General features: G+C 68.6%; 12 protein-coding genes. 3 read left to right on the plus strand and 9 right to left on the minus strand.

The annotated features are described in order from the left end of the window. Window positions 1-3 precede the first annotated feature (3 nt). Genes ACWFRF_RS19550 through ACWFRF_RS19570 form a run of 5 tightly spaced genes read right to left on the minus strand, consistent with a single transcriptional unit; the run spans window position 4 to window position 6,038 of the window. A complete protein-coding gene (locus ACWFRF_RS19550) occupies window positions 4-1,377 on the minus strand; it encodes a hypothetical protein (RefSeq protein ID WP_452451402.1) in 1,374 nt (457 codons plus the stop codon). Window positions 1,378-1,386: 9 nt separating this feature from the next. Then, the gene (locus tag ACWFRF_RS19555) at window positions 1,387-2,223 is read right to left on the minus strand and encodes an ABC transporter permease (RefSeq protein WP_378991941.1); all 837 of its coding nucleotides are present in this window, start codon (window positions 2,221-2,223) and stop codon (window positions 1,387-1,389) included. 20 nt (window positions 2,224-2,243) lie between these two features. After that, window positions 2,244-3,191, minus strand: a complete 948-nt coding sequence (locus tag ACWFRF_RS19560; protein ID WP_452451403.1) for an ATP-binding cassette domain-containing protein — start codon at window positions 3,189-3,191, stop codon at window positions 2,244-2,246. Next, on the minus strand, window positions 3,188-4,501 hold the full coding sequence (locus ACWFRF_RS19565) for a glycosyltransferase (RefSeq protein WP_452451405.1): 1,314 nt from the start codon (window positions 4,499-4,501) through the stop codon (window positions 3,188-3,190). The genes ACWFRF_RS19560 and ACWFRF_RS19565 overlap by 4 nt, the downstream gene beginning before the upstream one ends. 4 nt (window positions 4,502-4,505) lie before the next feature. After that, complete coding sequence (locus tag ACWFRF_RS19570) at window positions 4,506-6,038, minus strand: condensation domain-containing protein (protein WP_452451406.1); 1,533 nt, start codon at window positions 6,036-6,038, stop codon at window positions 4,506-4,508. Between the two features lie 784 nt (window positions 6,039-6,822). Here ACWFRF_RS19570 and ACWFRF_RS19575 point away from each other — a divergent pair. Continuing rightward, window positions 6,823-7,389 (plus strand): hypothetical protein, encoded by a 567-nt coding sequence (locus tag ACWFRF_RS19575; RefSeq protein WP_449962992.1) that lies wholly within the window; start codon window positions 6,823-6,825, stop codon window positions 7,387-7,389. 78 nt (window positions 7,390-7,467) lie between these two features. Beyond that, complete coding sequence (locus ACWFRF_RS19580; protein ID WP_378991950.1) at window positions 7,468-7,869, plus strand: YybH family protein; 402 nt, start codon at window positions 7,468-7,470, stop codon at window positions 7,867-7,869. Here the strand turns inward: ACWFRF_RS19580 and ACWFRF_RS19585 are convergent, their stop codons facing one another. Further along, a complete protein-coding gene (locus tag ACWFRF_RS19585; RefSeq protein ID WP_378991952.1) occupies window positions 7,870-8,211 on the minus strand; it encodes a hypothetical protein in 342 nt (113 codons plus the stop codon). Window positions 8,212-8,395: 184 nt separating this feature from the next. Between ACWFRF_RS19585 and ACWFRF_RS19590 the strand changes: the two genes are divergently transcribed. Beyond that, a complete protein-coding gene (locus tag ACWFRF_RS19590) occupies window positions 8,396-9,115 on the plus strand; it encodes a 2'-5' RNA ligase family protein (protein WP_387444236.1) in 720 nt (239 codons plus the stop codon). Here ACWFRF_RS19590 and ACWFRF_RS19595 read toward each other — a convergent pair. From ACWFRF_RS19595 to ACWFRF_RS19605, 3 genes are all read right to left on the minus strand, one after another. Next, window positions 9,105-9,443 (minus strand): 4Fe-4S dicluster domain-containing protein, encoded by a 339-nt coding sequence (locus ACWFRF_RS19595; RefSeq protein WP_379315814.1) that lies wholly within the window; start codon window positions 9,441-9,443, stop codon window positions 9,105-9,107. The two genes, ACWFRF_RS19590 and ACWFRF_RS19595, sit on opposite strands and share 11 nt — an antisense overlap. Continuing rightward, the gene (locus ACWFRF_RS19600; protein ID WP_452451409.1) at window positions 9,440-11,032 is read right to left on the minus strand and encodes an FAD-binding protein; all 1,593 of its coding nucleotides are present in this window, start codon (window positions 11,030-11,032) and stop codon (window positions 9,440-9,442) included. Before ACWFRF_RS19600 ends, ACWFRF_RS19595 begins: the two co-directional genes overlap by 4 nt. A 92-nt stretch (window positions 11,033-11,124) precedes the next feature. Then, window positions 11,125-12,060: a TauD/TfdA dioxygenase family protein gene (locus ACWFRF_RS19605; RefSeq protein ID WP_378991957.1), complete on the minus strand. Its 936-nt coding sequence runs from the start codon at window positions 12,058-12,060 to the stop codon at window positions 11,125-11,127. Between the last annotated feature and the right edge of the window lie 104 nt (window positions 12,061-12,164).

Genomic DNA, 12,164 nt, shown 5'->3' on the forward strand with positions numbered 1-12,164 from the left:
GAGTCACCAGAAGTCGGGGGCGAGACCCCACGACGCGCATTCTGCCGTCAGCAGCTCACGCAGGGCGGTGCGGCTGGGAAAGCGGTCGGGGTCGGCGCCGGTGACAGCCAAGGTGACCGTGTGGCCGTCGGTGGAGAAGGAGAGATTCACACCTACCTCCACTCGGCGGAACATGGCGGTGTCGTTGGTGCAGACGACAGGCCGCATGAGGACGGCGGAGGCGTGATGACCTGCGAAATCGGCTACGCCACTGGCAGTTTCGCCGAGGTTTGTGCACAGGCATTCTGGGGCCTTGGCGGTGCGCGCGAAACGACGGAGGACGAAACGGGGCAGGATCATCTGCAACGGCTGGAGGTGTTGCAGAGCGGGTGTGGTCGCCGGGTCGCGATAGGCGGTAGCGGCGCGCTTCACAGCCGAGCGAACGGCGGCGAGGTCGATGCGTTCGCCGGTGCGGTAGGTGACCGAGATCGGCAGGCCGGTGGTGGCATTGGCCCGGGGATCGTCGGGGATGCGCATCGAATGGGGGATGTCGACGCGGATGCCGGCGGTGTCACCGACGCGCCCGCTGCGCCCGAGGAGACCGGCTCCCAGGGCGATCAGGAGCCCGTTCGTGGTGCCGGAATGCCGTGTGGCGGCGGCGTTCCACTCCGCGAGATCGACCTGGACCACCAGATCCGCCGGTGACCACTGGGCCGGCAGGGGCAGCTCGGGCAGCGCGGGGCGAGGGTTGCGGTCCGGCTCGATGACGCCACGGGTGGCGATCGCCGCGCGAATCCCGTGTGCGACCGCACGTAGCTGGCGGCCCGCGTCGATAAGATTCGCACCCAGCGTGTTGCGTGGCTGTGTCCCGACCAGCAGGCCCGAACCGGTTGTCACGTCCGGGCTCTCATCGAGCCGCGCCAGTGCGTCGCCCACGGCGAACAGCACCGCGCCGCCGTCGGATGCCACATGCGAGGTGACCAGTGACACCAGCGTCCCACCCGCCGTGGTCGGCGCCGCGGACAGTCGCCACACCCGACCGGTCTCGGGATCGAAGTCGACCCGGCTCTGCGCGAAGTACCAGTCTAGGATCTCCTCGTCGGCGACGGGCACCGAATCCCAGCCCAGCGGAAGCGATTCCGTCGCGGGCAGCCAGTAGGGGCGGGCGAACGGTACCCGGGCCGGTTGCACGCGCCGGGCCAGGAAACCCTGGGCCAACCGGGTGTGGAATCGGGTGAGCAGTTCAGGGTCGAGGGGCGCGTCGAACCGCCACGCGAGCTGATTGACCAGGGCGTTGCCGTAGAGGCTGTGCAGCTTGAGGAACAGGTCGTCGTCGGCGGTGAGCCGGTTGACACCGACCCGGGAGATGACGGGCGGGGTCGACATGGTGAGTGTCATCAGAACTCCTCAGCGAGCACGCAGGGTGCGGACGGTCAGGGGTGCGAAGACGGCGGCGATCACGAGCGAGGCCACCACCGACCACAGGGCGTCGGTGCCGATGACGCCGTTCTCGGCGAGCCCGCGCACCGCGGACACCAGATAGGACACCGGGTTGTAGTCGGAGACGTAGCGGAGCCAGGTCGGCATCGCCGACTCGGGCACCAGGGCGTTGGAGGCGAAGCTCAGGAAGGTGAGCACCAGCATCGACATGCCTTGGACCGCGGCGGGTCTCGATACGGTGACGCCGATGAACGCGAACAACCAGCTGATCGCGGTGGTGGCCAGGACGACGAGCACCGCACCGGCGGCGAACCCGACCGGATGATCGGGCCGATACCCCATCGCGAACCCCACGATCACCACCGTGGTCGCGGCGATGACATACCGGGTCGCCCCGGCCAGCAGCGCTCCGGCGACCGGTGCGGATCGGGCGATCGGCATGGCGACGAACCGATCGAAGACCCCGGACCGAATGTCTTCGGACAACTGCACGCCGGTCGCGACCGACGACGTCAGCACGATCTGCACCAGCACGCCGGGAATCAGAATCGGTAGGTAGGCCTGCATGCTGCCCGCGATGGCAGTGCCGAAGATGCTGCCGAACAGCAACGGCCCCACAATGGGCAGCAGCAGCGCGTCGTAGAGCAACTGCGGGCTGTGCCGGAAGGTGAGCAGACCGCGCCACGCCATCATCAGCGACTGGAACAGCGAGGCGCGCAGGCTGACATGGGTGATCCGGGGACGGCGGTCGATCGTCGGTGCTGCGGTGAGCTCGACGGTGCTCTCGGCGATGGTGGCAGTCATGGTGGCCTCGGTCTTTCGGATCAGGCGGCGACGCGGTCGGTGCCGGTCAGCGCGAGGAAGACCTCGTTGAGATCGGGACGGTCGACAGCGAACCCGCGCAGTGCGATGCCCGCGCCACGGCAGGCGGCGACGATATCGGCGGCGGTGCCCGCATCGGTGAGTGCGACGGTGAGCATGCCCGCCGACGACCCTTCCGGCACCTCGCCGGTGAGCGAGACGATGATGGCCTCCGCGTGCGCGGATCGGGCGGGGTCGGCGAGTTCCAGGCGCAACACCTGATCGCCGATGGACGACTTCAACTCGGCCGCGGTGCCCTCGGCGACGATCGTCCCGCGGTCGATGACGGCGATCCGGTCGGCCAGCGCGTCGGCCTCTTCGAGGTACTGCGTGGTGAGCAGAACGGTCGCGCCGCGGGCGACCAGACGCCGGATCACGCCCCACATCTTGTCGCGGGTGTGCGGGTCGAGTCCGGTGGTCGGCTCGTCGAGGAAGATCAGCGGCGGATCGGTGATCAGCGTCGCCGCCAGATCGAGCCGCCGGCGCATACCACCGGAGAACTGGTTCACCGGCCGGTCGGTGACCTTCGACAGCTCGAACTCCTCGAGCAGCTCGGCACTGCGGCGTGCGGCATCACGGCGGGACAGCCCGAGCAAGCGCCCGAAGAGCCGCAAATTCTCACCGGCGGTGAGGGTTTCGTCGACGGAGGCGTACTGGCCGGTGAGCCCGATCATCGAGCGCACCGCGGTCGCGTCGCGTGTGATGTCGTAGCCGAAGATCGCGGCGGAGCCGCGATCGGGACGGACCAGGGTCGCGAGCATGCGCACGGTGGTGGTCTTACCCGCGCCGTTGGGGCCGAGCAGGGCGAACACGGTCCCCGCCGCGATGGTGAGGTCGACGCTGCCGACGGCGGTGAAATCACCGTAGGACTTGCCGAGACCGGTGGTGCGGATGGCGATGTCGGTACTCACAGTTGCCTCCCGGCGGAATGGAGCAGTTCAGGGGCGTCCGGCGAACCCAGCAGCGCTTCGACGGCATCGGCGGCTCGCTCGACACCGTCGGTGGTGAAACCGGCGGCCCAGGAGGCCGCGCGCTCGACCACGTCGGGACGCGAGACCTGGTCGAGTAGTGCGTCGAGGCGTTCGGCGGTGAGCTTCGTCGCGGGAATCGTGGCCGCGAGACCGAGTCGCCGTAACGCCTGGCCCCAGTAGGGCTGGTCGGCCTGGACCGAGCAGATCACTTGCGGCACACCCGCTCTCAGTGCGGCCGCCGTCGTCCCGGCGCCGCCGTGGTGCACGGCCACGGCGCAACGAGGCAGTATCCGAGCGTGGTCGATGTGACCGACGATCGCGACGGCATCCTCGAATCCCGGATCGATCCTCGCCCAGCCCGACGCCAGCAGCAGCCGACGGCCCCGCCGGGCGCACACCTCGCGCAACATCGCGACGAAGGCAGCCGGATCGCCGACATCCATGGAACCGAACCCGACATAGATCGGCGCGGTTCCCGCATCGAGCCACGCATCGAGATCCTCGGCCGCGGTGGCGGCAGGTGCGTGGCTCGCGAAACCTGGTACACCGGTGAGGAATCCGTCCACATCGGTCAGGAATCCCGTGAACGGGCCCGGCAACTGCTGACGCAGACCAGGGAACAGCCGCGGGTCATAGGCCTGGATTCGCGCAGTCGCCCCAGCTTCGGCGGACGCTACCGATGACGCTGTCGCCGCCCGAGCGGGCGGCCGCCCGCTCGGCAGAACGGGGGCCAACGCGGCCGCACGTGCCCGTGCCAGGAGCGACCACCCCCCTCGGTGCACGAACCCGGGAAGCCGGTCCGCCCAGCGCACCGGCGCGACCGGGACCGTACTGTTCGGCTGGATCGGGAAGAAGTGCACCGCCGCGAACGGCAGTCCGAGCGCCCGCGCCACCGACTCGGCCACTTCCTCGCCTGCCATCCCCGCGACCACCAGGTCATGTCCGGGTGCCAGTGCGCGCAGGTCGTGAAGCTGCTCGGGCACGCCACGCCGTTGCAGATCGAACAGCGCCCGTAGCCGGGCGCGCGGATCGCGGCCGGCGAACCGTCGATCGGTGCGCTGTGCCACCAAGAGGTCGGCCGTATCGCAGCCGAACGGCACCGCCGCAACCCCGTGTTCACGGGCGAAGGCGACGAGGTTCGGGGCGAGCGCCAAGGTCACGTCGTGACCGCGCGCACGCAGCGCACGAGCCAGCAGGATGCCGGGTTGGGCGTCTCCTCGGCTGCCGGTGAAGGCCAACAGGGGGCGCATCCGCTCACCCCGCCTGCACGGCGACACGCAGCGTGCCGGCTCGCAGAGCTCGGGCATCGGTCGGCATCGGTGTTTCCGCCACGACCGACGGCGGCAGTACGTCGGCCGCCGACCCCGCATGAACCGCTGCGGACGGCTGCCCGGCGCGAGCCTGGTCGACCGCCGGATCCGCGTGCACCGCGGCCGTGATCGACGACAGTGCCTGACCGAACGCGGTCAGGAACTCGTCCATGACCTCGGCGGGGAAGCCGGCGGGATACCGTGTCGACACGTACAGGCCGTCGGCGGCGCGCACAACCCACAGGAACACCTCGTCGGCCGAGTACGACTCGGCCCGCAGGGTCCGTCCGCGCAGGTCGGCGACCAATTCATAGCCGGGCAGTACGCGGATGTCGAGGAAGGAGATGCCGAAACGCGGCGTCTCGGCGACATCGAGCAGGTCGAGGACGCGCGACCAGGAGGCGTCGTTGGCGGTGCGTGAACGACGCAGTGCGGCCCGCGCCAGATCCATGGCTCCGGCGATGCCGACACCGGGGGTGAGCGCGATATCGACCGGGACCACATTGACGAACCAGCCCATCGACTCCAGCCAGCGCAGATCGGGGCGGGTCGCGATCGGCATCGCGGTACGCATCCGGTCCGCGCCGAACCGCCGCTGATTGGCCACCGCCAGCGCGGCGAACACCGCCACCGACATCCGGTGGCGCACCTGGTCGAGGACCGCTTCGACCTGCTCGAGTTCGGGGAGATCGAGCAGCCGTCGCGACACACTGGGCTGGGGCAGATCCGCGCGCGCGGGCCGCTGGGCCTGCGGGGCGAAGCGCGGCATGGCACCGTCGGCGAGGAATTCGCGCCACGTCGCGACCGCGGGCGAATCCGGACCGAGTTCGGCCGCGCTCGCTCGCTCCAGGACGGCGAAGTCGGCCGCGCTACCGAAGGTGACCGACTCGCGCGACGCCTCGCCCGCCATGACCTCCCGGTAGAGCGTGCGCAGTTCGAGGATCAGGATGGCCTGTGCGTAGGCGTCCATCACGGAATGATCGGCCGCGACGAGGACGGTGAAGTCACCGGTGGCGGCGTGCTCGACCGTGGCGGCCAGGCAGTGCGGCCACACCAGTGGCGACAGGCGCTCTTCGAGTGTGCCGCTGAGGAATTCGTTGATCCGGGTACCGTCGGTGCAGTCGGCAACGGGCTGTTCGGTGATATCGACGGCGGTGGGCGCGGCGACGAGTCTGCGCGGCTCGCCCGCCGATGCGGTGGTCACCGTGGTGCGCAGACCCTCGTGCCTGGCATGCCAGCGCCGCAGCGTCTCACGCCAGGTGGGACCGTCGAGCGGGGCGTCCATCTCGAAGACGGTGCCGATCCAGCGCCCGCGACCGGGCAGCGGATCGGTGGGATCGACGCTCGCGCAGTAATCGGCGTGCACGCTGGTGAGCGGGCGATCGTCGGGCTGCCACGCGTCGGCGGCGAGCTCGGGCGTCCACATCGACAAAGCGCCTGAACGGATTTCGAATTCGGACAGGTGGGTGTATTCCATGACCGGTTCACCTCGTGACGAATGCATGCCGAAGCGGCGGAAGGATGGGGGAGGAGAACACCGCACTGTGTCACCTGCTGCGTTGAACTTCGGCGGTGAAAACATTTCCGTGAAGCCTCGGCGAGATTGATCGTATATGTGATTCTGCTGAGAGCAGCACAGTGATGGGCATCACGGTTTAGCTGAACAAAACTCTGTTGCCTGCTGCTTTTCGCGATTGCGGCACGGATTCACCTGTCCTGCATCGGGGTTGGAAAAGGCCGTATTCGGGTACGTGATTGTCTGTCTATATTTTGTTCATTCCGGATGGGATGATTTTTGTAGGCACCATCACACTGTCGGCAGCCGTCTGTACAGGTGCGTTTCCCTGATGTTCACCTGGCGCGTTTCATATGGGCATTTCGCTATATGGCGACCGGTGCATCCGATGATCGGCTGCCGGATTTATTCGGTCACGGCGATCAGGCTCGTCACCGGAGACCATCATGGTCGCTGTCATCTGTCCGTTATCACAACGTTGCTCACTCGATGCCGGTTGCTATGGTGAACGCGCGAAGTGTTCGTTCGGATGTGAAGGAAGACAATGGGAAGCACTGCCCTCGACATCATGGCGTTGGTCCTCAACCGCGTCACCGAGTTCTGGAACTGGATGGCGACCGGATCGTCGGGATTCCCGCCGCTGTGATCGGCTGACATCACGTGGTGTCCGCGAAACCCCTGGAGGCCGTTGGCCTTCGGGGGTTTCGCCGTCACTGCGGGGGCGGGGCGCTCGTAGAGTGGGCTGATGACGACGGTGGGGACGGTTCGGGCGCCACGGCGATGGTCGGTGACGATGCGGGTCACCACCGGGGCCGCGATGGGGGCGATCGCGCTGATGCTAGTGGTCGATGCCACGCACATCGACGTTCTCGGCTGGGTTCTCGCGGTACTGATACTGCTGGCCTGCGGGCTGTCGTGGATGATTCTGGCGCCGATCGGGTGTGCTCGGTATCGGGAGTACCGGGCCGTCGCCGTCGCGCCGGTAGTGGTGATCGCCGGGCTGGGTCTGGTGTGGTTCGGGGTGCCGGAGAAAGTCGGGTGGTGGCTGTCGGCCGACGCGATGACCGATGCCGCGCAGAGCTGCCGGGAATCGGAGGAAGAGTGGTTCGGGGTCATTCGGACCGACAGGGTCAGGTCCAGTGACGGCGGGTGCCAGTTCACTATCGATGACATGGCGATTGTGGGCGGTCTGGCCTACTTCCCGCCCGGAACTCCGCCGCCGGATCACGGCGGTGCGGGATATCAGCCCGTCTACACCCCCTATGACGGGAATTGGCACCGATTCGCGGTGACGATGCACGACCACCCCTGACCTCCGTGCCGAGTGTCCGATTCATGTCGGACCCCGGCGTTACCGTTGTCGCACAACCCGAGTCGAGGGAGGGTGGCGATGGCCGAGAAGATGCGCGAACGTGCGCAGCGCCCGGAGGATCTGAGTCGGCTGGTGGTCGAGCGATTGAACGCCGGTGATGTGGACGGACTCGTCGAGCTGTACGAGTCCGACGCGGTGCTCGCACTGCCCGACGGTGTCGTCGCGACGGGCGTGGACGAGATACGGGCGGCGTACGCGCGGCTGGTCGCCGATCGACCGGTGTTCCAACCCGGGCACCAGGCGCCCGCCTTGCTCGCGGGCGATCTGGCGCTGACGTCGTCGCGGTTGCCGGGAGGCACCGGCGCGACCGTCGAGGTGGCGCGCAGGCAACCCGACGGGAGCTGGCGCTGGATTCTCGATCAACCGAACGCGCCCTGGGTGGTCAGCGAAGCAGGAGAACGGTCGAACGTGCCCGGATGATCAGTTCGGGTTCAGGCCGGTCGCGAAGACGACGACGACCTTGTCGTCGGTCACCTCGCTGACCCGCACATCGGTCCCGTTGCTGGCCTGCGACTGGCCGACCGGAACCGTGATCTGCTGACCGCCGACGCTCAAGGTGACCATGTCACCGTTCACCGCGACGAGCTCCACGTCGATACCGAGCACCGAGGCTTTGGCGCTCACTCCACGATCGAAGGTGACGGTGCACCCGCTCACACTGCATTCGGAGGTGGTACCGGGTCCGGTCATCGTGCACGCGGAAACAGTGAGGGGAAGCAGGAGGGCGAACGCGGAGAGCGTGATCAGCCGTCGAACAGGCATGGCGTCAGTGTAGTGCGTCGAAGACGCAACGGAACGGTCTCACCAGGTTGCCCGCCGATCACACCGGGAATACCGTCGCTGTGAGGTAACTGGCATCGCAGCATCGGTGCCGATCGTGTCGGGCGGACGACCGGCCAGCCGGGTGTTCACCCGCGGGTCGGCCGAGATCGGGAGGTGGCGCACGATGATCGCGAGCGAAATGACTGTTGCCAGTCGCTGGTGGTGGCGTCCGGGGTGGACGCCGGGTCGTTCGTTCTACAACTGGCAGATCATGCCGACCCAGCCGGTCGCCGACAAGCTGGTCGAGATCTTCGCGCCCACGTTGTCACGCCTGCCCGGACTCGAACAGGTCGACGCCGCCCGGCTGCGGATCGGCGTGCAGGGCATCGGGTTCGCCGACGGGGTCAAAGGGGTGCACCTGGCGGCGCTGGTGGCGGGCGCCCGCGACCTGCTCGCCGAACTCGCGCCGTTCCAGCTCGCCTTCGGGCCGCCCGAGGTCACCGCCGAGACGATCCGGCTGCCGGTCACTGTGTCGGAGGAACTGCTGCGGGTGCGCGCGGATCTGACCGATGCGCTGACCGATGTGTGGATCCGCGAGCGGATCCCCGATTTCGGGGAGCCGCTGCGTCCCTACCTGGCGCTGGCCCACGTGACCCACCCGTCACCGGTGCACGAGATCCGCACCGCGCTCGCCGAGGACGGGTTCGCCGACTTCGCCCTCGACGACACCGTCTCGGCGGTCTCGATGGTCGAAATGCAGTGCGAGGACGGACGTTACGACTGGTCCGACATCAGCACCGCCGAGCTGTTGCGGGAGCCGGACCCGGTCGTCGAGCGGAGCGTGTTCGACGACCCGCTGTTCGGTCCGCTGCGGCAGCCGACGGTGGCCGCGTTCAAGAGTTGAGCCGCGGCGGCGGCGCGCCGTGCGGAAGCCGCGGCCCCACCGCGAGCTGGGCGCCGGCGATGCGCCCGTGTCCCCACCCGAGCTTCTCCCGATATCGACCGATGTGCTCGGTGGGGACCGGCGCGTCCGGCGGCAGCGGGGTCACCTCGGGCGCGACGTAGAGCGCGTCGGTGGGGCAGTACGCCTCGCACATGAAGCAGGTCTGGCAATCGGATTGCCGTGCGATAACCGGGATCCCGCCGTCGACGCGGTCGAAGACGTTGGTGGGGCAGGCGCTCACGCACTTGTCGCAGCCGATGCAGTCCTGCGCGCGCAGTAGTTCGATCACGACGCCACCGCCAGACCCGAGTTGTGCGCGTCCGACGGATCGACCCACGGCCGGTCGAGACCGCCCGAGTGCAGGTGGTGATGCTGTGCCGCGTCGAGGTCGGGATGATCGGCGCGCTTGCTCATGCCGCGAGTCTCGGTGCGCGCCAACGCGGATCGGTACACGAGACGTCCGACCGCGGTGATCGCCGCCGCTTGCCGGGCCCTGACGCGCTCGTCGCCGGTTCCGCCGCCGAGACCGGCTGCCGCGACGTCCCACAGTTCGTCGAGGCGAGCCAGTGCGGGGCGCATCCGGTCACCGTGGCGCAGGTAGTTCTTCTCGAAGGGGATCAGCTCGTCCTGCGCGGCGGCGACGACTTCCGCCGCGGTCACCGACGGTGCGTCGCCGGGGCGCAGGCCGACCCCGCCGATGCCGTGCACCGCACCGGTGGATCGGGCCGCTGTCACAGCATGTTCGGCGGCGCCCGTGCCTGCCCAGCTTCCCGACGACATCGCCCACGCGGCGTTGTGGCTCCCGCCTCCGGTGAAACCACCGCAGATGCGTTCGCGGGTGGCCGCGTCCCCCGCGACGTAGAGCCCGGGAACCGTTGTCGCGCAGTCGTCGTCGACCACGTCGATGCCGCCGGTGCCGCGCACCGTGCCCTCGGCGAGCAGGTCGATCTCGAATCGGTCGGTGAACGGATCGATGCCGCGCCGGTCGAACTGCAGGAAGAAGTTCGGCTGACCGACCCGCATCTGCGCCTGCACGCTCTCGTCCGCGCGATCCAGCTGGGCGAACACCTTCTCCTGCAGGAGGGTTCGGGCGATCACCGAGCGGCCCTTCGTCGACCCCGCCTTCTCGAGCACCCTGCCGTCCTCGCCGAAGAAGGTGGCGTAGCCGTAGTAGGCGGTCTTGGTGATGGTGGAACCCTTGGGCACGATGGCGTAGGCGTTGGAGAACTCCATACCGGAGAATCGCGCGCCGGCCTCGGCCGCCATCAGCGCGCCGTCACCGGTGTCGACGTTGGTGCCGAGGGCACGCGAGAGGAACGCACAACCACCGGTCGCGAGTACCACCGCTCCCGCGGTGATCCGGTAGTCCCGGTCGAGTTGACGCTGGTAACCCGCCGCGCCGCGCACCGCGCCCGCTTCGTCGACCAGCAGTTCCAGCGCGGGGGAGTGATCGTGGACCTGGACGCCGAGCCGGGTGAGCCACGCGCGCATCCGGCGCATGTACTCCGGCCCCTGGACGCCCGTGCGCAACTGCGCACCGGTGGCCGGGTCGACCGGGAACGGGTAGCGGCCCTCGACGGCGAGCCGGTTCATGTTGACGTAGGTCTGATCGAGGACGCGATCCATCCAGTAGTGGTCGGCGAGGTAGCCGCCGAGGGCTTCCCTGCTCGCTTTCGCGTTGGCGCGGGCCTCGGCCTCGGGCGCGACGTACCAGACACCGGTGCCCGAAGGTGCTGTGGCGCCGCTGGTTCCGCAGTAGCCCTTGTCGACCAGGATCACCTCGGCGCCTGCCTCGCGGGCGTGGATCGCGGCCCAGGATGCCGCGGGACCGCCGCCGATGACGAGCACATCGGTCCTGGTGTGCCATGGTTCGGTCATAGTGTGCTCCTGTGTGTCGCGCGGGGAGGTGGTGGCCACCGAGGGCCGAGAATGCGGTGCCCGCATCGAGGACGCGGGCACCGCAACGGTTCTCAGGCGCCGGTGAACTTCGCGCCGGCGATCGGGGTGGACGACCGGCCGTCGACGCCGACCGGGATGTCGCCCTCGAGGGTGGTGCGGTAGAGGACCCGGGTGACGTCGAGGTGGTCGAGGTCGCTGGGGGCCAGATGCGCGGTGGCGCGGTTGTCCCAGAACGCGATGGAGCCCTTGCTCCAGCGGAAGCGGACGGTGTAGGAGGGATGTGAGATCTCGTCGAACAGCAGCTGCAACAGGGCATCGCTCTGTGGCGGAGTCAGCCCCAGGATCCTGGTGGTGAAGCCGGGGTTGACGAACAGCACGCGCTCACCGGTCACCGGGTGGACGCGGACGACGGGGTGTTCGGTCACCAGCGGCGCGGCGGCGATCTTGCGGGCGTACTCGCTGCCCGCCTCCCACGGCGGGATCCGGCCGCCGAAGCGGTGCTCGGCGCGCAGCCCGTCCAGGAAGGTGCGCAGCGATTCCGGCAGCCCGGCGTAGGCCGCGGCGAGGTTGGTCCACTGGGTGTCGCCGCCGGTCTCCGGCGCGATCTCGGCGCGCAGGATCGAGGCCGCGGGCGGGTTGATCAGCGGCGAGACGTCGGTGTGCCACTGGTTGGTGTAGCTGAACTTCTTGCGGCCGAACTTCTTCTCGTAGAGGCGACTGTCGACAGCCAGGATCTCGGGGTGCTCGGTGGGCGCGTCGTCGTCGTAGGGGTGTGACGGGGTGACCGCGCCGAAGCGGCGCGAGAACGCGATCTGTTCGGTGTGCCCGATCTGCTGGTCGCGGAAGAACAGCACCTTGTGCCGGTGCAGCGCCGCGGTGAGCTCGTCGACCTGGGAGTCGGCGAGTTGCTCGCGCAGGTCGACGCCGGTCACCTCGGCGCCGATGTGGCCCGCGACCGGGGTGATCTCGAGAGCGGTGACGACGCTGGGGTTTTCGATGGTGGTCATGTCGGTGGTCCTTCGTGGGAAGTCTGTTGCGGGGGTGCGGGAGTCCTCACTCCCGACAGGAACTGCTCACCACCCGCATGAACTCGATATCGAGTCGGCGGGCG

This window comes from Nocardia sp. NPDC055165 (genome assembly GCF_053606985.1).

Bases quoted from the DNA above. Each gene is read 5' to 3' on its own strand.
- ACWFRF_RS19550 (WP_452451402.1), bottom strand. From the start codon at position 1,377: ATGACACTCACCATGTCGACCCCGCCCGTCATCTCCCGGGTCGGTGTC.
- ACWFRF_RS19585 (WP_378991952.1), bottom strand. From the start codon at position 8,211: ATGCCTGTTCGACGGCTGATCACGCTCTCCGCGTTCGCCCTCCTGCTT.
- ACWFRF_RS19590 (WP_387444236.1), top strand. From the start codon at position 8,396: ATGATCGCGAGCGAAATGACTGTTGCCAGTCGCTGGTGGTGGCGTCCG.
- ACWFRF_RS19600 (WP_452451409.1), bottom strand. From the start codon at position 11,032: ATGACCGAACCATGGCACACCAGGACCGATGTGCTCGTCATCGGCGGC.
- ACWFRF_RS19605 (WP_378991957.1), bottom strand. From the start codon at position 12,060: ATGACCACCATCGAAAACCCCAGCGTCGTCACCGCTCTCGAGATCACC.
- ACWFRF_RS19580 (WP_378991950.1), top strand. From the start codon at position 7,468: ATGGCCGAGAAGATGCGCGAACGTGCGCAGCGCCCGGAGGATCTGAGT.
- ACWFRF_RS19565 (WP_452451405.1), bottom strand. From the start codon at position 4,501: ATGCGCCCCCTGTTGGCCTTCACCGGCAGCCGAGGAGACGCCCAACCC.
- ACWFRF_RS19570 (WP_452451406.1), bottom strand. From the start codon at position 6,038: ATGGAATACACCCACCTGTCCGAATTCGAAATCCGTTCAGGCGCTTTG.
- ACWFRF_RS19555 (WP_378991941.1), bottom strand. From the start codon at position 2,223: ATGACTGCCACCATCGCCGAGAGCACCGTCGAGCTCACCGCAGCACCG.
- ACWFRF_RS19575 (WP_449962992.1), top strand. From the start codon at position 6,823: ATGACGACGGTGGGGACGGTTCGGGCGCCACGGCGATGGTCGGTGACG.